We start from the raw sequence: 24498 nt of genomic DNA on the forward strand, positions 1-24498 counted from the left end.
GAGTAGACTCCAAATTATAAAAAACAAAATTTATGGATTCAGTAAACAAGCCGTTATTTCAAAATATTTTTAAAGGTGAAAGTGAAATTCCTGAAGAATTTAAAGTTCCCGAAATCCATCAGAATGTCTATCTTCTCAATGGCGAACTGGTAGAATGGAAAGGAGAGGTTCAAAATATTTATTCTCCGGTCTGTATTTCTACAGAAAGTGGTCTTCAGAGAAAACTTCTCGGAAGTATCCCGAATATTGGTCCTGAAGAAGCTATGGATGTTCTTGAGGCATGCGTTAAAGCATATGATAACGGTTTGGGAGAATGGCCAACCATGTCTGTTGAAGGCAGAATTCAGTGTATGCAGAAGTTTGTATATCTTATGATTCAGCAGAGAGATCTGGTGATCAGACTGTTGATGTGGGAAATTGGAAAAACGCTGGCTGATTCCACGAAAGAATTTGACCGTACCGTAGATTATATCAATCAAACTATTGATGCATTGAAAGATCTGGACAGGGAATCTTCCCGTTTCCAGCAGGCAGAAGGAACCATAGCTCAGATCAGAAGAGCTCCGCTGGGGGTTGTTTTAAGTATGGGACCTTTCAATTATCCTTTAAATGAGATTTTTACAACGCTGATTCCTGCGCTTATCATGGGAAATACCATTTTATTCAAACTCCCGAAACATGGAGTACTGGCTCATTATCCCTTACTAAATGCATTTAAAGAAGCTTTCCCGAAAGGAACTGTAAACACACTCTATGGAAAAGGTTCGGAAATTATTACCCCGATTATGGAAAGTGGAAAAGTAAATGTTCTTGCCTTTATCGGATCAAGTAAAGTGGCCAACGGACTGAAAAAGCTTCATCCTAAAGTCAATCGTTTGCGCGCCATTCTGAGCCTCGATGCCAAAAATGCAGCTATCGTAACTAAAAATGCAGATCTTGATGTTGCGGTCAGCGAATGTATTCTGGGCTCTCTTTCATTCAACGGACAGCGTTGTACGGCACTAAAGCTGATATTTGTTCAGAAAGAAATTGCCGGAGAATTCACGCAAAAATTAAGTGCAGCCGTTTCAGCATTGAAACCGGGACTTCCCTGGGAAAAAGAAGTGAAAGTAACTCCGCTTCCGGAAGTCAATAAGCCATCCTATCTTAAAGAATGTATAGAAGATGCTTTGACTAAAGGGGCAAAAATTTTAAATGAAAACGGAGGATTTACTGAGGAGTCTTTTGTTTTTCCTGCTGTGGTATATCCCGTGAACAGTGATATGAAGCTCTACCATGAAGAGCAGTTTGGCCCGGTAATCCCGGTGGTTCCGTTTGAAGATATAGAAGAGCCCATAGAGTATCAGGTGAATGCATCGCATGGAATGCAGGTAAGTATTTTCAGTGAAGATCCACAGGAAGTTTCCAGATTGATTGATCCGTTCGTGAATTTGGTGAGCCGTGTTAATATCAACTGTCAGGCACAGCGTGGTCCGGATGTCTTTCCGTTTACAGGAAGAAAAGACAGTGCAGAAGGAACACTTTCTGTTTTTGATGCCCTCCGTTCATTCTCTATCAGATCCCTGGTTGCGGCAAAGCTCACAGATTCCAATAAAAAATTATTGAATACCATTGTGAGAGAACATGATTCTAATTTTTTAAGTACCGATTATATTTTCTAGACATACTTTTAACTCTATTTAACATAAAATAATAATTCATAATAAATTTCTTTATTTTTTAAGGATTTTGTACTTTAAGCCGTGTAGTTTTTAGTTTTTATGTTGAAAATGTAGTATTTTGATGAAAATACTATTTTATGACTAGAGTTTAGAGCATGTCTTTAATGGAAAAAGAGTTTTTGGAAAAAATTGAAAAACATAAAGGTGTTATATTCAAGATTTCTAAAATGTATATGGACAATCAGGATGATCAGAATGACCTGTATCAGGAGATCATTTATCAGGCCTGGAAATCATACGCAGATTTCCAAAGGAGAAGTGACTTCTCAACATGGCTCTACCGAACTGCACTGAATACGGCAATTGTATTTCTGCGTAGCGAAAAAAAGCGTAGTTTTATACAAAATCAGGGAGTAGAGAATCTTGTTGTTCCGCAGGAATCCTACAATGACGCAGACGATAGAAATATGAAACTGATGTATGAGGCTATTCATCAGCTCAGCCCTATAGATAAGGCGCTTATTTTTTTCTTTTTGGAAGATTTTTCAGGTAAAGAAATTGCCCGCCAACTGGGTATTACGGAAGTGAATGCCCGGGTAAAAATGAATAGAGCGAAGGTAAAACTGAAAGAAATTATTGAAAAGCAAAAGAGCAGCCAGATTTAAAAGAAAAACAAATGGAGTTAGAAAATTTTAAAGAACTTTGGGATAAAGACAACAGGCAGGATCTGCCTGAGATCTCTTTTGAGAAACAGCGTGAAATCCATTCTCCGTTGCAGATGCTCAAAATCAATATGCAAACAGAATTCTGGCTGATGGTCGTCACATTACCTACGCTTCTGATAGGGTTTCCGTTTGCTTCCGGAGATACAAATATTGTGATCATTTCAGCTTTTGTCGTCACCCTGACCCTGGCATTGATCGTTTATTTCTATGCCCGCTTTCTTAAACTGTACAAAATGCTCTGCAACAGCAGTATCAACACCAACTATGACTTATTTAACCTGAAAACACAGCTTTTAATATCGAAAGAAATCTACATTTCCTATTATATTTCCTACATTCCTCTTGCACTTCTGTTGTCACTTGTCAAGATCAATTTTCATTTTGAGGTGAAGTATAATCTTTCCATTTTCGGGATCAGTTTTCTTATTACACTGATGCTCGTTTGGTTTATTATAAAATATTGGATATATTACATGTATGGGCGCTATATAGAAGATGTTGTTCAGCTTGTGGATGAATTGAACGGAGTTGAGCCCAGACCCAAAAGAGGAAGAGGGAACTCTTGGTTTGAACGCTCTCAAAGGTTTTTCATGAATCATTTCGGGCTTAAAGGAAATATACTGAATACTATCTTATGGTTTGTTTCTGTATACATTTTTATCATCATATTTTTAACGTTGGTTCTTTTTCTTTTCATTATTATCGGCGTTAAAATGGAATTCATTGATGTTCATATCCTTCAAGATGCACTCAACAATCTGAATTGATTTATTCTTTTAAAAGATTTGGAATAAAACCTATACATAAACCCGGCAAAACTTTTGTCGGGTCTGTTTTTTATATTAACGAATAAAAAATGCTCCTGCCGGAAAAAGGCTGTTATAAAGCTTTGGGAATAATTTTAAAAATAAAAGAAATTAATTTTCACTTTTAATGAAAATTTTTCCATAAAAAGTGTAACATTTTTACTTTTATTCTACTAACTGCTAGAAATGTAAAATGTTAGTAACATATTTAGACTTGTGGTTACTTAAATTTCATACTGACTGTTCAAACCTTAATCAATAGACTTTCAAAAGATCGTTTATGGGTTAAAATTATTTTTGTACCGCGGCATTTTTTGCCGGAAAAACTAAAAAAAACACACAATGGGGCCTGGCAGGAAAATTTTCCTGTTGGGTTTTTTTATATTCTTTAGGTAAATACTTTTCCTGGAATTATTTTTCTCTATAATAGATTCATTTTTAATCTTTTATCATTTTTTTGTTTCTCTTTTACTTTATGAAACGGAAGTGAACTTAACAATGAAAGTAGTATTTGTTTGGAAATAATGTAACATTTTCTAGCTTTTTCTACTAACTGTGAAATAAAAATTAAATGTAATATGAAAAGAATAATTATTTTAGCCCGTGCCCTGGCTTTTGCTGCGGTTTTCGGTTTTGCACCTGTTGCATTAGTACAGGCCCAGAACAAAGGAAAAAAAGAAATTTCAGTGAAGGACCTTCCGAAAATTTCTTCAACTTCTGTCTTGGGAAATTTTAGTGCCGATTTTAGCGGACAAAATATTTCATCAGATTTTTTAACCAATCATCTTGGAGAATGGCTTGGAACAGGAAGTGACCATTCTTACAGACTCCTTAAACAGAATAAAGACGAACTGGGAATAATGCATTCGGTTTATGAGCATTATTACAAAGGAGTGAAAGTAATGGATGATGTGGTGTTACTGCATGAAAAAAATGGTAAATTAACGTATGTGAACGGTGAGATTATCACAGATATCAATCTTTCTCCAAGACAGCAGCCTACTTCTCAAAGGATAAGATCAATTATTATTGCCGATCTTAAACCGCTGGGTAAAATTACTATTTCCGGCATTGAAGAGGTGATCACAAAAGTAAATAATGGACGGAAAGCAGTTCTTTACCACACTTCTAAGGTGGAAGCTTTGTCCATGAAACCTTTGCAGGCTTTTACATATTATATAGACAATGTAACCGGGACTGTGGTGAAGAAAAATTCAAGGGTTCATGATGCAGATACTCCTTCTACAAGTGCAACGTACTATAAAGGAAATCAGTCTATCACGGTTGATTCTTATAACGGGCAGTTCCGTTTGATGGATAATGCAAGAAATATTCATACAAGGAATGGGACCAATCTTGATGTAGATACCGTCAATGGCGGAATTATTAACGTTGAAGAATATATCAATCCCGTAGCAGATTATACGGATGCCAATACAAAACCTCCTGTAGAGGTTCATTGGGGAATGAAAAATGCCTATGATTATTATATGGCAAGACATAACAGAAAAAGTTATGATGGTAATGGAGCTAAAATAGACAACTATTACAACTTCGATTTCGGAGGATTTACCGGAGGGGCCAATGCTGCCGCTCTTGATACTCCTTTGTACGGTGGAATTGTATGTATGCTGTATGGTAACGGAACTCTTTTCGGAGGATTGATTACTTTAATGAATCCTGTAGTGGGAATAGATGTGGCAGGACATGAATATTCCCACCTGATTATAGGAAGAAATGGTTTGGGAGGATTAAATTATCAATCAGAATCCGGAGCCATCAATGAATCTATTGCAGATATGATGGGAACGGCCATCGAGTTTTATTCCGGAGGTACTCCGAACTGGACAATTGGAGAAGGAATTCCTGTTCCTCCTTTTTTTACCAGTTCATATATGAGAAATATGTCTGATCCTAATAATGTAGATCCGGGGCCACAGCCTGATACCTATAATGGAACTTATTGGGCAAGTACAGCCAATCCTGATGCAAATAATGATTATGGAGGAGTGCATACGAACAGTGGAGTAGGAAACTATTGGTTCTATCTTCTTTCGCAAGGTGGTTCGGGAACCAATGACATTGGAAATGCTTTTAATGTAACCGGAATTACCATAGAGAAAGCAGAAAAAATTATTTACAGGGCTTTGGTGAATTATATGACCCCTAATACAACCTATATGGATGCCTATAATTTCACAAAACAGGCTGTGACGGATCTGTATGGGGCTTCCAGCAACGAACAGCAGCAAAATGTGAAAGCATGGTACGCTGTAGGTATCGGAAACGGAATACTGGCGACTAATGAAACAACGCGTACCCAGGATCAGTTCAGGGTTTATCCGAATCCTGTAAAAGACGGTGTATTTACCATAGAAAATGATAAAAATAATGCTTCCGCAGAGCTTTATGATGTTTCAGGAAGATTGATCAAGGCTGCGCAAAAGCTTAGCAAAGGTGCTAATAAAATGAATGTCAATGATGTTCAGAAGGGTATTTACCTATTGAAGATTACTTCAGACGGGAACCCTGTTTCAACAAAGAAAGTTATAGTAGAATAATTTTATAGCAAGTAAAGTGGAGTCCGGCAGAAGTATTTCTGTCGGATTTTTTTATTTTGCAGAAATATCTGTAACATTTTTTTACATTTAAAACTAACTCTATAGAGCCCGAAATCATGAACTCATTAGAGCAGGAATTTTTACAAAGGATTGAAAAACATAAAGGAATCATTTTTAAGATTTCTAAAATGTATATGTCCGAAAAAGACGACCGCGATGATCTTTTTCAGGAAATAACCTATCAGATATGGAAAGCTTATCCCAGTTTCAGAGGACAGAGCGAATTTTCTACCTGGTTATACAGGATTGCACTCAATACCGCCATTATTTTTCTTAAATCTGAGAAAAAAAGAAGTTTTATCTCTAATGAAGACTTTTCCGTGTATAAAATTGCTCAGGATGATTATGATTTTGACAAAGAAGAAAAGTTAACCAGAATGTATGAAGCAATCCGCTTGCTGAATGCTATTGATAAAGCTTTTATCTTTTATTTTCTGGAAGACTTTTCAGGGAAAGAGATTGCAGAACAGATGGGTATTTCCGAAGGTAATGCCAGAGTAAGAATGAACCGGGCCAAAAACAAACTGAAAGATATCTTAAACTCTAATAACTCCTAATTTTTAAATCAATACCAATGAATATAGATGAACTAAAAAACGTATGGAATGAAGATGTTTCAGAGGAAACCCCTGAAATAAGTATTGAGCAGAGAAATAAGATCAGTCTCCCACTGGAAAAAGTACGCAGAAATATGCGCATGGAATTCTGGTACATCATCGGGATCTTTATTTTTGCATTCATTGTATGTGCTTTCTGCAAACCTTTTAAACTGCAGTTTTACATCACGGTTCTTATCGCATCAATGCTTTTTGTAACGATCTTCTTTTTCAGTAAATTCTTCAGACTTTATAATGATATTAGCAATCCAATGCTGAAAACCTATGATTCTTTAAAAGATCTGGTCGCGCAGTTTAATCTCAATAAGCAGTACTATCTTTCTTATTATCTGAGTTTTGTGCCCTTTATTGTCTGTGAAATAATTATTGTAATTGAATTTATACCATGGCCAGAACCGATAAGTGAGGTGAAGGCAGCAGTCATACTGATCAGCTCAGTGGTTATAGGACTGTTTGTTCTGTATATAAGTGGGAAATTCTGGTTCCAACGCTACTATGGAAGATATATTGTCCATATAGAGGATCTTCTGAAAGAGTTGAAAAAATGATTTTTTATAGTTTCGGCGGGCTGAAAGCCCGCCGAAACTATAGAAAATCACTTAATGTGCCTTTTCTTTTGCTATTTCATTCTTGATCCAATCCAGTTGTGGATCTTTGTGATCAATAATATCCTGCATGCTTTCAGGAATGGTAATATCAGGAGTTACTCCTTTTTTTGCGTTGACAAAATCAATATTTGGCTGTACAAGAAGCAATCCGATGGGTAAATTTATTTTTGAATGGGGAAGCTTCTGATACGAATAAAATCCGGCAACCGTTCCGTCATTGGCACCGCCGGTTTCTTCACCTACGAGAACGGCTCTTTTATCATACTTCAGTTTGGCCGTAATAATGGAAGAGGCGGAAAAACTGCCACCGTTGATCAGTACAAAAACCTTTCCGTGGAATGCGTTCTTATTGGGTTTTGTAGGCTGATCGGCTTTCATTTTGTAATAAACCTTGCCATCTTTCTTATAAGTGCTGAAGGTTTGTGCAAAAACATAAGTAGGATACACCAGACTTTTAAAAGCATATTGAAAAGGACTGCTTTTCCTGAAATAATTGGTTTTTAACGGAGTAGTCCTTGAAGTAAGCTGTGAAGGTTTTATCAGGACATAAGGTTCCGGAGCCAGATAAGAATACAGATTATTGATCTCATGAAGTGATCCTCCGTAATTGTTCCGGACATCTATGATAAGGTATTGAGATCCGGCTTTTTTTATTTTTTCAAACGCCTCCTTATAGAATTTATCGGAATAATCCCGTGAAAAGCTTTTTACCTTTATATAGGCCGTTGTACTGTCTTTATCCAGAAACTGAAAATTACGGTTATAGGAATTGCTTGAAGCTACATAATCATTGACTTTCTTTTCGAAAGTCCTTTTTTCCTGTTGCTTGTCATGGTCCAGATCGTTTTTGGATTTGGATTCCCTGTGAAGAGTATAAAGTTTTTTTTCACTGTTATAAAGGGTTTCTATTGATGCAGTATCGGAAAATCCGTTTTCTGCGGTATAAAAATTAAAAAAAACATCTTTTAGAAAATAATCCTGAAAAGTGGTATTGTAACCGTCGCTGCTGATCAGATCACGGTATTTTTTTAGATATTCGGATACCGGGATTGTATTGATGGCTAAAACTTCAGTTCCTGGCTGTATATTTTCAATTGAATCTTTATTCTGAATAATAAATAAACGGTTATCTTTTATATAATATTCAAAACGGCTGAACATCCCTTTTTTATGCTCCAGATCTTTAATCTGCTTCTTAGTGAATTTTTTTCTTGGAATTCTCAAAGCCAGATGGCCTTCGCGGATATCCGCTATAACGGGTTGTAGTTTAAAATAAAACTGAAGCGGAGTTAATGGTTGGTCGATGGTTTCTTTAAGACTGTCAAATTTATGATCAAGTTCCTGTTTGGAAATATACCAGTAGAGCTGAGGGTGCATCTGCTGAAGTTTTAAATAGGCATAGTCTACATCCTGCTTCAGCTCCTCCGGTTCTATGCATGTAGCTCTCTGTTCATTATGCCTTCGGATAGAAGTGCAGGAAGAGAGGGCTGCGGCCAGCAGTATTATCGAATAGTTTTTCAACGTGTTTTGAATTTTTTTTCAATCTGCTAAGTTAGAAAGTTTGAAATTATTTTAATGTAAATAAATAATAAATTATTCAGAAAGCTTTATAAATTTAGTTAAAAGCCAATAGGATTTTTAATGTAAAACCAAAAAGTCAATATCTTTGATGTTTATTTTGATGCAGATGATGTATTTGATTTTAATAGCTGTTCTTTTGATAGCAGCTTACTTTTGGATAATGAATAAGCCTGCTTTTGGAGCGGCACCAAAAGGAAAAAGACTGGAACGGATTAAGCAGTCAGAATTTTATAAAAACGGACAGTTCCGGAACATCAGCCATACGCCGTCTATTACTGAGGGATACAGCACGCTAAAAGTGACTTATGATTTCATTTTAGGAAAAAAAGATCCGCTGTTGAAGCCGTTAAAAAATATCCCCGCTGTTCATACGGATTTGAAAAGTATTAAAAAAGATCAGGATGTATTGATATGGTTAGGTCACTCATCGTATTATCTGCAGACGGATGGAATTTCTTTTCTTGTGGATCCTGTGCTAAGTTTGTACGGTTCGCCATTCAAATATTTCAATAAAGCGTTTAAAGGCTCTGATCTGTTTCACCCCGAAGATATTCCTGAAATTGATTATCTGGTCATCACCCACGATCATTTTGATCATTTGGATTATCCTACTGTACATTCTATCAGAAACCGGACTGGTAAAGCTATTCTGCCATTAGGAGCCGGAGCGCACCTTGAAAGATGGGGATATTCCGAAGATGATTTGATTGAAGAAGAATGGGGAACGGAAATTCTTTTGAAAAACAACCTGAAAATTACTTTTACAACAGCAAGACATTTTTCCGGAAGAAAAATAAAGCAGAACAATACATTGTGGGCTTCCTATGTTCTGGAAACCCCTTCCAAAAAGATATTTTTAGGTGGCGACAGTGGTTATGACAGTCATTTTAAAGCAATAGGCGAACAGTTCGGGCCTTTTGATTATGCTGTTCTTGAAAATGGTCAGTACGATGAAGCCTGGAGATACATTCACGCGTTGCCCGAAGATGTGATTCAGATTGCTGTTGATCTTAAAGCGGAAAATGTCATTCCGGTTCATTCTTCAAAATTCGCACTGGCCCTTCATCCCTGGAACGAGCCGCTTCAGAAAGTAACAGAGTTAGGAAAAGAAAAAGGACATAATATCCTTACCCCGATGATTGGAGAAATCGTGGATATGAAAAATACCGGCCATCAGTTCAGAAACTGGTGGGAAGACTGATTCAGGCATGCCATATATCTTTATACCGGGCAGGATGATTCTCAAACTGCTGGCGCACAAAATCACATTCCGGATCTACCAGAAGATCTTTTTCCTCAGAATAACGTACCAATTCATCCAGAAGCATCTTGGCGTATCCATGACCTTCACGTTCTTCAGTAATTTTAGTGTAATAGACAATCAGCAGCCTTCCGTCAATTTTTATAGACATATATCCCGCTTTTTCGCCATCAATTAATAGCTGCAGTTCATCCTGATATGGAGATATTTCAAATTTTATATTTTCCATAGTAATTTAGATTGGGTTGAGTTAAAAAATGATTTGCTTTCTTCAGTTTGTAAAGCAATTTAATCCTCTCGCAACATCACAATCCTTGCGGATTTATACTTCTCACTCTTAAAATTACAAATTAAAATAATACAAAACACGGCTTTTCATGAAACTTAACGAAATTTTAAGTGAGTTTAAGTAAAGATAAGTTGGATTAAAGAGTTTTAGTATGTTAGAATTTTTCAGTGAAATATAGATAATTCTTTAAAAATGATCGAATTATTTGCTGTGTATTATTTGTGCTTTAAATCAATGTTTTAGATAAATAATATGGCCTTTTATTATGGCTTTTAACAAATATTATGAACCAGGATTATCGAATTGGCATTTTAATTGTCAATGCTAAAAGTGTTAACCTTAAAACGCTAAAAAATGAAAAAGATAATACTCGCATTGATGCTTACAGGAACATTTAGCCTCAGCTATGCACAGTCAGACTATTATAACGATTACAGAAGAAGTATTACGGATATCAACTGGCAGTCGGTAGCAGCTGATCTTCTGCTTTCTGTGGCTCAGGCCAATCAGATTAATGCTTTAAATGACAGGTACCGTGATTATGATTCATGGAACAGAGCTTATGTAAATAATCCGGACAGATGGAGAGAAGACCGCTACTATGAGATAGAAAGAATCCTCGGAAGAGAAAAATATATCAAGTTCAAAAAGAAATATTACAAAGGTCAGTACCCTGTAGCAGTCTATAACCGTAACAAAAATAATTACAAAAATGGGAAGGTTAAAAAGGTCAAAGTATACAAAGTAGATAAAGGAAACGGACATCATCACTAAACCAGGTAGCAACTATATATTCAATTTTAAGTGGCCGGCATTTTGCCGGTCATTTTTTATGGACTCAATGATTGGCATTTGAAAAACATTTATTGGTTTGAATTTTATAACTTAGCAGTATGGAATCTAAAGAAACATTACAGGGGTTTTATGCCCGGAATGCCTCTACGCAGAGACTGGAACATATAACCACTCTGGGAGTAGGGCATTTTAATGTGTTTACACGCGAGAGCTGTTCGCTGATGACTCCTTACAGCAGGCGTGATTACTTTAAAATATCACTTATTATAGGAAAAGGGAAACTCCATTATGCTGATAAATGGATCTATGTAGACCGTCCCGCACTCCTGTTTTCAAATCCTATAGTTCCTTATTCCTGGGAAGCGGATGATGAAGATCAGACAGGATGGTTTTGTCTTTTTACAGATCAGTTTCTTCAGAATGGTGCACGATTGGGGAATCTCCAGGATTCACAGCTCTTTAAAATTGGAGGAACACCTATGTTTTTCGTGGACGAAGAGCAGCAGAAAACCGTCTCGGATATCTTTATCAAAATGATGACAGAAATTCAGTCGGAATACATTCACAAATACGATATGCTTCGGACATGTCTGCATCTGTTGATTCATGAGACCATGAAAATGCACCCCGCAGAAAGCTTTGAGCCTTATCAGAATGCCTCACACAGAGTAGCTTCACTCTTTATGGAGCTCCTGGAAAGACAGTTTCCGATTGATAGCCCGGAAGCATTTCTGAAATTAAAAACGCCCAACGATTATGCCCAGAGTTTGTCTATTCACGTGAACTCTTTAAACCGTTCCGTAAAAGAAATGACTGGAAAAACAACCAGCCAGCAGATCACTTCAAGAATTATTCAGGAAGCGAATGCATTGCTGAAACACACCGACTGGAATATTTCTGAAATAGCTTACGGATTAGGATTTGAAGAACCCGCTTATTTTACCAATTTTTTCAAAAAACAGACAGGGATGACTCCCAATGCAGTAAGAATAGCGCATGTTTGAATTTTATAATTCTTAGTTTGAATTCTATATCAGATCCGGTTTATTCTTGTTCTACATTTGTCTTATCAATTTAAAAATCACAGACAATTATGAAATTCAGACAATTAGGAAAAACAGGAGAGCAGTTATCTGCCGTAGGTTTGGGATGTATGGGAATGAGTTTTGCATACGGTCCGGCGGACGAACAGGAAAGCATCAGCACACTGCACAAAGCACTGGACTTAGGGGTCAATTTCTGGGATACTGCAGATATGTACGCTGCCGGAGAAAATGAAAAGCTGATCTCAAAAGTTTTGGTTCCCAACCGCGATAAAATCTTTATTGCTACCAAATTCGGATTTAGATTTAAAGATGGAAAACCAAGCCACAGCGGAGCGCCGGGAACTTATTTTGACGGTTCACCGGAATGGATCAGACAGGCTGTAGATTTAAGCCTTCAGCGACTGAAAATAGACACCATTGATTTGTATTATGCACATCGGGTAGATCCCAATATTCCTGTGGAAGAAACGGTAGGAGCTATGGCAGAGCTGGTAAAGGAAGGAAAAGTAAAATACCTCGGGCTATCCGAAGCTTCCGCCGAATCTATCAGAAAAGCCAATAAAATTCACCCCATTACAGCATTGCAGTCCGAGTATTCCATTCTTACCAAAGACGTAGAAAAAGAAATACTGTCTACAATCAGAGAGCTCGGAATTACTTTGGTTCCTTATTCTCCACTGGCAAGAGGGCTTTTTGCCAACATTAATGAAGTGCAGAATTTCGGGGACGAAGATTTCAGAAAAACACTGCCGCGTTATCAGGAAGAATATCTGGAAAATAACAGAAACCTGGCCAGAGAGATCAACGAATTTGCAGCGTCTAAAGGGGTAAAAGGAACCCAGTTGGCCCTTGCCTGGGTATTGAATCAGGGACAGGATATTATTCCTATTCCGGGAACAAAACGCATTAAATACCTGGAAGAGAATATTGAAGCAGTGAATATTGATCTTTCTCCATCAGACTTGGAAACCATTGATTCACTTCTTAAAAAATACCCTAACGTAGGAGAGCGCTACACAGAAGGTTCTATGAAACTGGTTAATAATTAAAATGATTGAATACTTCCGGATTTCTGAATTCATTAGCGGAAATCCGGAATATTTATATAAACCCATGATGTATTATGAACAGAAGAGAATTGATAAAAAGCGGAGTAATGGCGGGAGCATTAAGCATCATCCCTTTTTCCAATGTTTTTGCAGGCAGACAGACAGTTTTACTGCCTTCTGAGGACGATCTTTCTGCATTTAAAAAAATAAGACTGGGAGAATTGGAACTTTTTATTCTTACCGACGGATATATCCATGAAAAAAATGTGAATACATTTGCCCCAAGAGCAGATGTACCCCAGCTAAAGAAAATCCTCCGGGACCATTTTCGACCCGATAGTTTTATAGACATGGCCATGAATCTGATGCTTGTCAGAACAAAAAACAGACTGGTTTTAATGGATACCGGAATGGGGATTTTTGCAGATGAAAGAACAGGCTTTATTTTAAAAAGTTTGCAAAAAGCCGGATTTTCTCCTGCTGATATTACAGATGTTTTTATTTCCCATGCCCATCCGGATCATATTGGTGGAGTTGTGGATAAGCAGTATAATCTTGTTTTCCCGAATGCAGATTTTTATATTTCAAAGGTTGAGCATGATTTCTGGATGCAGGCTTACCTGAAAGATTTTAAAAATAGTTTTTTAAAAACCCAGCCGGAATTGCTTCATCAGCTGCTTCCGCCTATTCAGAAGATTTTGAAAACGATCCGTCCGAAACTGAAATTTTATGATTTCAAAAAGACGTTACATGATCACTTTAGTTTTCAGATGTTTCCGGGACATACGCCGGGGCTTACCATTATAACAATTTCTTCAGGGAATGAAAAACTTATTTATATGGCAGATCTCATCCATTCTGATGTGATTCTCTTTCCTCATCCTGAATGGGGATTTTCCGGAGATACAGATCTGGATATTGCTGCGGACTCCCGCTTGAAAATTCTTAAGGAGCTGGCCGATACAAGAGACAGAGCTTTTGCCTGTCACCTTCCCTGGCCGGGCTTGGGTTTTACCAGGAAAAAAGGCACGGCCTACGAATGGATTCCTGAGAGTTTTATGAATTAAAAGCTTGAAAATTAAAGAAAGATCCAATAAACATAGCTTAAATTTTCTACAACATTATTTTGAAAATAAATCCTCTCATTTCCGGGAGGATTTATTGTTTTACAAATTCAATAGGAACGGGCTTTAGCCCGTTCGTTCTCAACAATAAAAATCCATTGGCTTTAGCCAAAACTTATCATTCATTGATAAAATATCCATCATTTTATATTTTTCAACCTTAATGAAAACAAAAAAGCCCCTTAAAAAAGGAGCTTTTTGTGATATCAAAACCGGAAATTAAATTCCGTCAATAATTTCATTCAAAACGGTGCTAGGTCTCATCGCTTCATAAGTTTTATAAGTATCAGTTTTGTAGTAACCGCCAACATTTTGCGGTTTACCCTGAGCACTTATTAATTCTGCATTGATTACCTCTTCACTTTCCTGCATTGCAGCTGCAACCGGAGCAAAATGAGCGGCCATTTCAGCATCTGCAGTCTGAGCAGCTAAAGCTTCAGCCCAGTACATCGCTAAATAGAAGTGAGAACCTCTGTTATCAATCTGTCCTACTTTTCTTGCAGGGGATTTGTCTGTAGCCAGGAATTTAGCATTGGCTTCATCCAATGCATCAGCTAGAACCTGAGATTTTGTATTGCCCTGTGTTTGTGCCAGGTGCTCCAAAGAAGCCTGAAGAGCTAAGAATTCACCTAAAGAATCCCATCTCAGATATCCTTCTTCAATAAACTGTTCTACGTGTTTAGGGGCAGAACCTCCTGCTCCTGTTTCAAATAAACCTCCTCCGTTCATCAATGGAACAATAGAAAGCATTTTTGCAGAAGTACCCAATTCAAGGATAGGGAAAAGATCCGTTAAATAATCTCTCAATACGTTTCCTGAAACAGAGATCGTGTCTTTTCCTTCTCTTGCTCTTCTCAATGTTTCAGTCATAGCGTCTTTTACATCAAGAATTCTGATGTCTAAGCCTGCAGTATCGTGATCCTGAAGATATTTTTCTACTTTTTTGATGATTTCTCTGTCGTGTGCTCTTCCTTTGTCTAGCCAGAAAATAGCCGGAGTATCAGAAAGTCTTGATCTGTTTACCGCCAGTTTTACCCAGTCCTGGATAGGAGCATCTTTAGTCTGGCACATTCTGAAGATATCTCCTTTTTCTACTTTTTGAGAAAGAAGGATGCTTCCTGCTTCGTCCTGAACTTCAATAGTTCCTTCAGCCGATGCCTGGAAAGTTTTATCATGAGAACCGTATTCTTCAGCTTTCTGAGCCATTAAACCTACATTCGGAACAGATCCCATAGTAGTAGGGTCTAATTTTCCGTGAGCCTTCATGTCATCAATAACAGACTGATAGAAACCTGCATAAGAACGGTCCGGAATGATACATACCGTATCTTCCTCGTTTCCGTCTTTGTTCCACATTTTACCTCCGCCTCTTACCAAAGCAGCCATAGAAGCATCAACAATGATATCAGAAGGTACGTGGAAATTCGTGATTCCTTTGTCGGAATTCACCATGGCTACTCTTGGTCCGTTAGCCAAAGCAGTTTCAATATCAGCTTTGATGTCAGCTTCCTGAGCATTTCCTTTAATTTTATCGAAAAGATCCGCAAGACCGTTGTTAGGGTTGATATCTAAAGACTTGAAAGTCTCAGCATATTTAGCGAATACATCTTTGAAGAAAGTTTCTACGATAGCCCCGAAAATAATAGGGTCGGAGATTTTCATCATCGTAGCTTTCAGGTGGGCAGAAAGAAGTACGTTTCTGTTTTTAGCTTCATCAATAGCCTGCTGAACAAATGCTTTCAATGAGTTTAAATTCATTACAGAAGAATCAATTACTTCTCCGGCCTGAAGACCCGCGAAATCTTTTAATAAAGTTTCAGCACCATCATTCCCTTTGAAAACAATTTTATATTTGGTAGCATTCTCAAGAGTAGTAGAAGTTTCTGTTCCGTAGAAATCTCCTCCATCCATATGAGCAACATCTGTTTTGCTGTCAGAAGCCCAGTCACCCATTCTGTGAGGATTGGCTTTTGCATAGTTTTTAACAGCTTTTGGAGCACGTCTGTCAGAATTCCCTTCTCTTAATACCGGGTTTACAGCACTTCCTAAAACTTTCGCATATTGAGCTTTAATAGCTTTCTCTTCATCATTTTTAGGTTCAGCCGGATAATTGGGAACTGCAAAACCTTTCGCCTGTAATTCAGCAATAGCAGCGTCTAACTGAGGTGCAGAAGCTGAAATATTAGGTAATTTGATAATGTTGGCATCAGGTTGAGTAGCCAGCTGGCCTAATTCAGCCAAAGCATCTCCAATCTTCTGGTCATCTTTCAAAAATTCAGGAAAGTTTGCTAAAATTCTTCCTGCCAAAGAAATATCCGGAACTGCAATTTCAATATTTGCTGATTTTGTAAAAGCTTTCACAATCGGTAAAAAAGAGTGTGTAGCCAGCATCGGAGCCTCATCCGTTAATGTGTAATAGATTTTTGATTTGTCTGACATTATACTGTTATTATATTATTTGAATTTTTAAGAATCACAAATTTACTAAATATGATTGTTTTATGAATGTATTTTGCATAAAAAAAGAGGCCTGTGCCTCTTTAAATTTTTAGATTTCTACAATTGTGTAGGTTCCTGTTCCGTTAAAATTGAGATTGAATTCAAGTTTATAGTTTTTAGGAGTGGAAGTCAGATTGGGAAAAGTAATGGCAGAACCATCTATATCGAAAGATCCGTCATTTAAATTATCCCCTAAATCCTCAGGATTTGGACCTTCCGTTGCGAGTTGGATGTAGAAAGAACCGCCGCTGCTTGTAGTAACTCCATTGATGTTTACCGTAAACTTCCCTGTAGAAGTGCTGTAGGTTACAGAGGTTGTGGGAAGGGTAGCGCCTATTGCCGTGAATTTAATTTTTGGACTAAAATTAGCAAAGTTAACTTTTGTCGTTCCTATAAAATTTTCAATCAACACCTGATAATATCCATTGGAGGCAATGTTATAATTATTTCCATTAGGAACAACATTTCCATTAGAATCTGAACCATAAGTTTGTGCACCATTACTTGGCGAAGCTAAAAATTTAATTTGACTGTTCGCCTGTAAATATTTATAGCCTACTTTTGGAGAACCATTTCCTTTTAATAGTTCAGCGGTAGAATTGTTGAAAGAATTGTACGATCCGTACATATATAGATTGGATGGTAAGCTGTTAGATGAACCGGAAGTAGTTGGTAAGCTCAATGTTCCTGAATCACTTACATTTAAAGTATAATTCGTTCCATTCGGAGAAACCAGTGTAATGCCTTGTCCGGCACCAGTAACCACAGTTTTACTCACCTGTGCATAAGGAACACTCATCAGCTGGTTCACCCCTACATTAGTGTAGTTCGAACCACCCTGAGGATCCATTTCCACTTTTACAAATTTAGAATTCGTTCCCCAGTTGATTCCCCCAAAAGTTCCTGTTGAAGGAGTTCCCTGTCCGATATTAAGATTCACCAATCCTTTTGCATTGGTTGTTTTATTATGTACTTCAGTATATAAAACATTTCCTGTAGCCGTATTCTCCAGAATACTTACCTTCAATGATACATTTCCGTTAACGATAGGTGCTCCCGAAGCGTTGAATGCAATGGTCTGGTAGCTGAAAGCCTGCGGAACCTGGGCGCTTAGAAAGGTGGCAACAAATAATCCAAGAGCAGCGTATAATTTTTTCATGTTTGATTAGTTTTTAAGGTTTTTTAATGATTTTAAGAGGTTTGATATCCGGGTTCTTGAATGAAACCATATAAACTCCGGAGTTAAGGCTTCGAAGATCCAGCTTTTCGCTTTCCAGTTTAGCTTTCAATACAAGCCTTCCTGCAATGTCATATACTTCAGCATCCTCAATTTTAGAATTTGAATTTAAAGTGATATGAACGAAATCAGCAGTAGGATTGGGATAGATCTTAACGTGATCTTTTTCAAGTTCTTTAACGCCTAAAACCTGTAGTACGGATTGGTAGAACATGCCGAGGGTCCCTGAGCTGGCCTGATCAGGATCCGAAGGAATTACATAAATTTCTCCTACAGAATGCGTGAAACCGGTATCAGATACTGCCCCGGAATTGATATTGCCGATCACAGATTGGGCGAAGCCAAAAACCGGCACTCCAAAGAGCAGGAAAGTAATTTTTTTTCGCATAGTTATTATTTTTTTGGAAAGCGAATATAAATAAAAATTTGACATAAAAATAAGCAGAGGGAGATATGTCTTTTTATTTTCACTTTTACCTGTGTTTAGGGCAATACAATTGAGATGATGAGGCTGTAGGTTGTTATGAATCAATAATTTTAAAAGCTACTGTAAAATTTGATGAAACAACCTTAAAAAGTCAATGGAAATGGAGTATAGACTTGCTTTCAGGCTCGAATAACTTCCAACTTTCAGCCTTCAACTTCCTGACATTATTAAAAAAGGAAGTGTCTTATCCCGGCCTCAAATTACTTTAAGAATTATTTAACCTTTATTTGGGGTCAAAAATTTTCTATTTTGAGTAAATTTGAAAAACTAAAAAAATATTATGTCAAATATTACACTAAAAGGAAACGCAGTAAGCACAATAGGAACTTTACCATCAGTAGGAACTACAATTAACGATTTTGCTCTGGTAGATTCAGCATTAAACGTAAAAACCCTTGAAAATTTTGAAGGGAAGAAAAAAGTATTCAATATTTTCCCAAGTATTGATACCCCTACGTGTGCCTCTTCAGCAAGAAAATTCAACGAAGAAGCTTCAAGCTTAGATAATACGGTTGTGATCAATGTTTCCAAAGATTTACCTTTTGCATTAGGAAGATTCTGTGCTGCTGAAGGTTTGAATAATGTAGAAACACTTTCGGATTTCAGAAGCAGTTTCGGAGATGATAACCAGCTTACGATTGCAGACTCTCCGTTGAAAGGTCTTTTAAGCCGTGCCGTGATTGTAACTGATGCTGATAATAAAGTAGTATATACAGAACAGGTGGCTGAAATTGCAGACGAACCTAATTACGAAGCAGCTCTTTCTGCTTTGAAATAAGATCTGAAAAATAAAATGATATAAGCCTTGTGGAAATTTTATTTTTACAGGGCTTTTTTGGCGGGAATAATTTCTAAATTCTGTTGAAAATGGTAAAAAGAATCGTTTCAAATATAAAAACGGAAGATCTGTCTAAGGCAGATTTGTTTTATCAGGATATTTTGGGCCTTGAAACCATAATGGATCACGGCTGGATCAAAACATTCGGAAACCATGAAGAGGCGAAAGTCCAGATAAGCTTTGCCGCTCAGGGCGGAAATGATACGAAAGTCCCACTGCTCTCAATAGAAGTGGATAATGCAGATGAACTGTATGAAAAAGTAAAGCAGGCAGGCTTCGAAATTACGTACCCAATTACTGATGAAGACTGGGGCGTACGCAGATTTTTTGTAAAAGATCCCTTTGGAAATCTCATCAATATACTTTCCCATCAATAGGTAATTTTGCAATAAGCAATAAGCAATAAGCAATAAGCAATAATTAATTTTGCATAAGCCATAAGCCATAAGCCATAAGCCATAAGCCATAAGCCATAAGCCATAAGCCATAAGCCATAAGCCATAAACTATGAAAGCAGAAAAAATCATCCCCGTTCTCAGAATTTTCGATTACCAAAAAGCAGTGGAGTTTTACGTAGACTGGCTGGGTTTTGAAGTCATGTGGGAACATTATTTCCATGAAAATGCACCCGCCTACATGGAAGTAAAAAAAGGAAATATGGTGTTTCATTTAAGTGAACATCACGGCGACGGAACGCCCGGAAGCAGAGTGTTTATCTGGGGCGAAGAGGTTGCGGAATATCATAAAGAGCTGATTGATAAACAATATGCGTACAACCGTCCCGGACTGGAAAAGACATTCTATGATGCAGTATCCTTTGCTGTAGATGATCCTTTTGGAAACAAAATTATCTTCAATGAAGAATTTGATGAAGAAAAGCACAAAGACCTCAAATTTGATCACAATCATTGATTAGATTAATTATTAAAATGCACTTTGAACCATTCAACAGGAACGGGCTTTAGCCCGTTCATTCTCAAAAATGAAAACCCATTGGCTTTAGCCAAAACCTACCCCTAACTCCAAAAAATGATTCAGATCATTAAAAATTAAACCTTGCAATAACTACCTTTACTCCATAATATTATAATGAAACGTTCAGGAACAGCAGATCTCCCTTTACACTATGGAAAAGTACCGCCGTGGTTGTATGAACGTATGTCCGTACTTGGACTTTCTATTATTGAAGTCATTCTTATGGATTACGGTAAAGATGAAGTGCTCCGTAGGCTTGCAGATCCCTTCTGGTTCCAGAGCTTTGGTGCCGTGATGGGAATGGACTGGCATTCTTCCGGAATCACAACTTCGGTGATGGGAGCTTTGAAACGTTCCATTAATCCTAATTCTCAGTCGCTGGGATTGTATATCTGCGGCGGAAAAGGGAAATTCTCCCGGGAAACTCCGTCAGAACTCCTTCAGATTGCTGATAAAACCGGTCTGAATGGTTATGAACTGGTAAGAGCCAGCAAACTGTCTGCGAAAGTAGATAATACGGCTATTCAGGATGGGTACCAGCTCTATCTTCATAATTTCATTCTTGCCGATAACGGAAGCTGGAGCGTAGTACAGCAGGGAATGCATGAATCAGATGGTACTGCCAGACGTTATCACTGGCATTCTGGCAATATCAAATCATTTATAGAGGAACCTCACACGGGAATCAATGGTGTTTCAAGAGGGAAAATCCTTAATCTTACCGATGCGGAAGCTTCAGAAAACCGGAAGGGAATTCTGGATATTTCCCATACCGATTCTGTAGATGTGATGAGAGATTTTTCAAGACTGATTCTTCCCGCACATCATGATGTTCAGGCTTCCGATGTGGATCTGAAACGTCTCGGTGCCCTTTTGTATGTAACCCGCGAGCAGCAGCCACAGAACTTCGAAGATCTTTTGATGCTGGAAGGAGTAGGACCAAGAACTATGCAGTCATTGGCATTGGTAAGTGAAGTGATTCACGGAGCTCCCTCAAGATTTGCGGATCCGGCAAGATTCTCTTTTGCCCATGGCGGAAAAGACGGACATCCTTTTCCCGTTCCTACTCAAACATATGACGAAAGCATCAGCATTCTCAGAAAAGGAATTGAAAAATCCCGACTCGGAAATTCCGATAAACAGAATACTTTAAAGAAGCTCCACGAAATCGTAACAGCCACAGAAAAAGATTTCACCCCGGATTTTGATATTCAGCAGGTGATAGAAGAGGAGAGACAGAATTCCTGGCGCTTTGGTGGAAAAACCGTTTTTGGGGATGCAAAACCACCTAAAAACCCTCCATCCATTCAGCTTTCTTTATTCTGATATAATTTTTTTAAGATAGAGGCTTTTTAAATAATGAAAAACGATGTTGAAATGTGTTTAATTATTTAGAAAGAGTAAAAATAGTTGTTAGTAATACAGTTAAATGGGGTGTTTTTTATGTATTCTATTAATTTGTTTAATTTTTTTCATTTTGGATTCAATTAAATATTATATTTTTAAATCCTCAAAAAAAACACCATTTCAATGACCAGTAAAGCCTTAGAAATCTGCTACGAGTTCCCATTTTTTCTACAGGAAGAGCTTGACGAAATATTCCAGGCCCACGAAAAAGTCTCATTTCAGAAAGGAGATCTCATCCTTGAAGAAGGAAAAACAGCTAATGAATATTACATTCTTGAAAAAGGACTGGCCCGCTCTTACGTGAATGACTTTAACGGAAATGAAGTAACCACTCACTTTTTTGCAGATAACGAAATCATCATTGAAGTACTGTCATTGTTTCAAAGAATTCCTTCTCAGGAAAATATTGTGTGTATCACAGACTGTGAATGTTATCGGTTCGATTATGAAACCTTTCAGGATTTATTCCACAAAATTCCTAATCTCAGAGAATGGGGAAGATCGTGGATGTCAAAAGAGCTTTTCGCCTATAAACAGCGGTCTGTGGAAATGTTTACCCTTTCTGCTACCAGACGTTACCTGAATCTTTTAGAACAGAAATCATTGGTGGTACAATTTGCCCCTCTCAAGCAGATTGCCTCTTATCTGGGAGTTACAGACACATCTTTAAGCCGTATCCGAAAAGAAATTGTCTCTCATTCCAAGAAAAATTAAATCTTGTCCTATGGCAAGTTGATTTTCATGAAGGCTTGGTAATTTTGGTTTAAAGTTTAACACTAAATAATTACTAATATGAAAGCCAATCAAATTTATGTCAACCTTCCGGTAAAAGATGTACAAAGAACCAAAGCATTCTGGACCAAGCTGGGTTTTGAAATTAATGAACAATTTTCAGACGAAAAAGCCACATGCGTAGTCGTGAAAGAAGAGAGCATTTATATTATGTTTCTCACAGAAGAATATTTTCAGACTTTTTCAGAAAGACCGGTTCCGAAAGGAGATACCACTCAGGTTCTTGTTGCCCTTGGTTTAGACAGCCGTGAAGAAGTAGATCAGGTAGTGAATGCGGCCCTTGAAAACGGAGCCTCACAGCATGAAGATCCGCAGGATTACGGATGGATGTATCAGAACTCTTTTTGGGACTTAGACGGACATGGCTGGAATATAACATTTGCTGATATTTCTCAAATGCCTGCCGAATTTTAATCCGTAACAGGTTAAAATTCCATTCTGAAAATCTACAACGAGATCTCTGTACTTAATAGAATTCAAAAATATTTTCTGAAAAACAAAACGACAGGCTATGGAAACAAAATCAAATGATATTGAAATAGTAAAGGTTCAGGTATTCAGCAATTATAAAGTAATATTAATGAATATCGAAGGAATTTCCCATGAAGAATCTATGATTTTTCCGAATGGTGAAGCCAATAATATGAATTGGATCCTGGGACATTTAATTTACATACGAAATCCTTTTCTCGAAATGCTTGGCGAAAAACCCGTTTGGGACAGCGAAAAATTTTCAAGCTACAATAGAGGAGCCATTCCCCTTGAAAGAAAAGATGAGCTGGTTACTTTTGAAGAACTGAAATCGTATCTGAAAGAATCTCAGGATAAACTGGAAGCAAAACTCATCAGCATGGAAAGTTTTAATCCTGAAATGATTAATGATATTGCTATTTTTTGCCTTCATGAGCTTTATCACAGCGGACAGCTGGGTTACCTCAGAAGAATTCTCGGAAAACCGGGAGCTATAAAATAATACGGCCGGAATCCTGCTGACTTCTATTTTCGGCGTAGGATCATAAAAATCTAAAAACCAAAAAATATGGACAATTCCTTTTCAATCCTTCATAATCTGGAGGTAGATGCCACATTGGAAAATGTATTTCAAATGGTCTCCGTTCCCGAGTTTCTCAATGAATGGTGGACACACTATTGCCAGGGTACACCGGAACCTGATTCAGAATATACTTTTGAATTCTCCGAAACAGATATTTTAAAAGGAAAAGTCTCAAAGTTAAGCGCACCCTACGAAATAGAATTCTTAATTACAGAAGGCGATAAAGACTGGATAGGAACCAAAGTCGGATTTATTTTAGAAGAAACCGGAAAAGGCGTCAGAATAAGTTTTCACCATACAGAATGGAAAAATACCAACGAACATTTTCGTCAGACTTCATTCTGCTGGGCTCTGTATCTGAGGATTTTGAGAAAATTTGTAGAAGAGGGACTCCATGTTCCCTATAAAGACAGATATACCTATTGATAAACTATCTAATTGATGAAACAGGATATAACAGCGACGGTTCTTGTAGAAAAGCCTTTACAGACCGTTTGGGAAAAATGGAATTATCCTGAAGATATTCAACGATGGAATATTCCTTTTGAAGATTGGCATTGCCCTTTTGCAGAAAATGATGTGCGTGAAGGAGGACAGTTTTTCTACAGAATGGAATGTTTAGATGGAAAAGAAGGTTTTAGTTATGAAGGAAAATATGTAACAGTCATTCCTTATCAATAAATCAAAAGTAGACAGGAAGACGGCAGAAAATCTGTAATAGAATTTCAATCTGACGGAAATACAACAACCATTCGTGAAACATTTCAGCCTGAAGATCATACACCTCTCGATCTGCAAAAAGATTTTTGTCAGTCAGTTCTCAACAGGTTTAAAAAATATGTTGAATCAAAGGCATAAAAACCTATCGAAGTAATGAAGTAATCTCTCATCTCTTGTATTACTTTAATAAACGAAGTGGCTTTGTTTATCTTAAAAACATACTCAAAAAAGATAAAAAAAATCTTTGTTTACCCTTGCGATAAATAAAAGCTTTCTAAAAACATAAAATTGATAGAAGCCACCCCT

At 37.4% G+C, this 24498-nt stretch carries 25 protein-coding genes; 20 read left to right on the forward strand and 5 right to left on the reverse strand.

The features are described from left to right. Positions 1–32 precede the first annotated feature (32 nt). The 6 genes from ACM46_RS10770 (at position 33) to ACM46_RS10795 (ending at position 6978) form a co-directional block, all read left to right on the forward strand. Positions 33–1661, forward strand: coding sequence for an NADP-dependent glyceraldehyde-3-phosphate dehydrogenase (locus ACM46_RS10770; protein WP_048506650.1), 1629 nt, complete (start codon positions 33–35; stop codon positions 1659–1661). A 155-nt stretch (positions 1662–1816) separates the two neighbouring features. Next, positions 1817–2326, forward strand: coding sequence for an RNA polymerase sigma factor (locus ACM46_RS10775; protein ID WP_048506651.1), 510 nt, complete (start codon positions 1817–1819; stop codon positions 2324–2326). Between the two features lie 11 nt (positions 2327–2337). Next, complete coding sequence (locus ACM46_RS10780; protein ID WP_048506652.1) at positions 2338–3153, forward strand: hypothetical protein; 816 nt, start codon at positions 2338–2340, stop codon at positions 3151–3153. 617 nt (positions 3154–3770) lie between these two features. Next, positions 3771–5753, forward strand: coding sequence for a M4 family metallopeptidase (locus ACM46_RS10785; protein WP_048506653.1), 1983 nt, complete (start codon positions 3771–3773; stop codon positions 5751–5753). 116 nt (positions 5754–5869) lie between these two features. Beyond that, positions 5870–6370 (forward strand): RNA polymerase sigma factor, encoded by a 501-nt coding sequence (locus ACM46_RS10790; RefSeq protein WP_048506654.1) that lies wholly within the window; start codon positions 5870–5872, stop codon positions 6368–6370. Between the two features lie 17 nt (positions 6371–6387). Further along, a complete protein-coding gene (locus ACM46_RS10795; protein WP_048506655.1) occupies positions 6388–6978 on the forward strand; it encodes a hypothetical protein in 591 nt (196 codons plus the stop codon). Between the two features lie 51 nt (positions 6979–7029). Here ACM46_RS10795 and ACM46_RS10800 read toward each other — a convergent pair whose 3' ends face one another. Beyond that, positions 7030–8559, reverse strand: coding sequence for a S41 family peptidase (locus tag ACM46_RS10800; RefSeq protein WP_048506656.1), 1530 nt, complete (start codon positions 8557–8559; stop codon positions 7030–7032). Positions 8560–8779: 220 nt separating this feature from the next. On the opposite strand from ACM46_RS10800, the gene ACM46_RS10805 reads away from it, so the two are divergent. After that, entirely contained in the window at positions 8780–9820 is a 1041-nt protein-coding gene (locus ACM46_RS10805) for an MBL fold metallo-hydrolase (RefSeq protein WP_241485992.1), read from the forward strand. Between the two features lies 1 nt (position 9821). Here the strand turns inward: ACM46_RS10805 and ACM46_RS10810 are convergent, their stop codons facing one another. Next, entirely contained in the window at positions 9822–10109 is a 288-nt protein-coding gene (locus tag ACM46_RS10810) for a GNAT family N-acetyltransferase (protein WP_048506657.1), read from the reverse strand. A 414-nt stretch (positions 10110–10523) separates the two neighbouring features. Between ACM46_RS10810 and ACM46_RS10815 the strand changes: the two genes are divergently transcribed. The 4 genes from ACM46_RS10815 (at position 10524) to ACM46_RS10830 (ending at position 14126) form a co-directional block, all read left to right on the forward strand. Next, positions 10524–10943 (forward strand): hypothetical protein, encoded by a 420-nt coding sequence (locus ACM46_RS10815; RefSeq protein WP_131707576.1) that lies wholly within the window; start codon positions 10524–10526, stop codon positions 10941–10943. Positions 10944–11062: 119 nt separating this feature from the next. Beyond that, positions 11063–11968 (forward strand): helix-turn-helix domain-containing protein, encoded by a 906-nt coding sequence (locus ACM46_RS10820; protein ID WP_048506658.1) that lies wholly within the window; start codon positions 11063–11065, stop codon positions 11966–11968. 89 nt (positions 11969–12057) lie between these two features. After that, entirely contained in the window at positions 12058–13059 is a 1002-nt protein-coding gene (locus ACM46_RS10825; protein WP_048506659.1) for an aldo/keto reductase, read from the forward strand. A gap of 74 nt (positions 13060–13133) precedes the next feature. Then, positions 13134–14126, forward strand: coding sequence for an MBL fold metallo-hydrolase (locus tag ACM46_RS10830; RefSeq protein ID WP_048506660.1), 993 nt, complete (start codon positions 13134–13136; stop codon positions 14124–14126). 276 nt (positions 14127–14402) lie between these two features. Here the strand turns inward: ACM46_RS10830 and ACM46_RS10835 are convergent, their stop codons facing one another. The 3 genes from ACM46_RS10835 to ACM46_RS10845 form a co-directional block, all read right to left on the reverse strand. After that, entirely contained in the window at positions 14403–16622 is a 2220-nt protein-coding gene (locus ACM46_RS10835; protein ID WP_048506661.1) for an NADP-dependent isocitrate dehydrogenase, read from the reverse strand. A gap of 109 nt (positions 16623–16731) precedes the next feature. Continuing rightward, the gene (locus ACM46_RS22820) at positions 16732–17841 is read right to left on the reverse strand and encodes a cadherin repeat domain-containing protein (protein WP_053082693.1); all 1110 of its coding nucleotides are present in this window, start codon (positions 17839–17841) and stop codon (positions 16732–16734) included. Positions 17842–17854: 13 nt separating this feature from the next. Next, positions 17855–18307, reverse strand: a complete 453-nt coding sequence (locus ACM46_RS10845) for a T9SS type A sorting domain-containing protein (RefSeq protein ID WP_048506662.1) — start codon at positions 18305–18307, stop codon at positions 17855–17857. A 379-nt stretch (positions 18308–18686) separates the two neighbouring features. Between ACM46_RS10845 and tpx the strand changes: the two genes are divergently transcribed. From tpx to ACM46_RS10890, 9 genes are all read left to right on the forward strand, one after another. Further along, positions 18687–19184: a thiol peroxidase gene (gene tpx / locus ACM46_RS10850; protein WP_048506663.1), complete on the forward strand. Its 498-nt coding sequence runs from the start codon at positions 18687–18689 to the stop codon at positions 19182–19184. An 89-nt stretch (positions 19185–19273) separates the two neighbouring features. After that, a complete protein-coding gene (locus ACM46_RS10855; protein ID WP_048506664.1) occupies positions 19274–19621 on the forward strand; it encodes a VOC family protein in 348 nt (115 codons plus the stop codon). A 130-nt stretch (positions 19622–19751) separates the two neighbouring features. After that, entirely contained in the window at positions 19752–20156 is a 405-nt protein-coding gene (locus ACM46_RS10860) for a glyoxalase superfamily protein (RefSeq protein WP_048506665.1), read from the forward strand. Between the two features lie 177 nt (positions 20157–20333). Then, positions 20334–21545 (forward strand): DUF763 domain-containing protein, encoded by a 1212-nt coding sequence (locus ACM46_RS10865; RefSeq protein ID WP_048506666.1) that lies wholly within the window; start codon positions 20334–20336, stop codon positions 21543–21545. Between the two features lie 204 nt (positions 21546–21749). Continuing rightward, positions 21750–22340, forward strand: a complete 591-nt coding sequence (locus tag ACM46_RS10870) for a Crp/Fnr family transcriptional regulator (protein WP_048506667.1) — start codon at positions 21750–21752, stop codon at positions 22338–22340. Positions 22341–22418: 78 nt separating this feature from the next. After that, complete coding sequence (locus ACM46_RS10875) at positions 22419–22832, forward strand: VOC family protein (RefSeq protein ID WP_048506668.1); 414 nt, start codon at positions 22419–22421, stop codon at positions 22830–22832. 97 nt (positions 22833–22929) lie between these two features. Continuing rightward, entirely contained in the window at positions 22930–23391 is a 462-nt protein-coding gene (locus ACM46_RS10880; RefSeq protein WP_048506669.1) for a hypothetical protein, read from the forward strand. A 66-nt stretch (positions 23392–23457) separates the two neighbouring features. Further along, positions 23458–23898 carry an SRPBCC family protein gene (locus tag ACM46_RS10885; RefSeq protein WP_048506670.1) on the forward strand — a complete coding sequence of 147 codons (441 nt, stop codon included), beginning with the start codon at positions 23458–23460 and terminating at the stop codon, positions 23896–23898. Positions 23899–23913: 15 nt separating this feature from the next. Then, entirely contained in the window at positions 23914–24153 is a 240-nt protein-coding gene (locus ACM46_RS10890) for an SRPBCC domain-containing protein (protein WP_048506671.1), read from the forward strand. Positions 24154–24498 lie beyond the last annotated feature (345 nt).

Source organism: Chryseobacterium angstadtii (assembly GCF_001045465.1).
GTDB lineage: Bacteria > Bacteroidota > Bacteroidia > Flavobacteriales > Weeksellaceae > Chryseobacterium > Chryseobacterium angstadtii.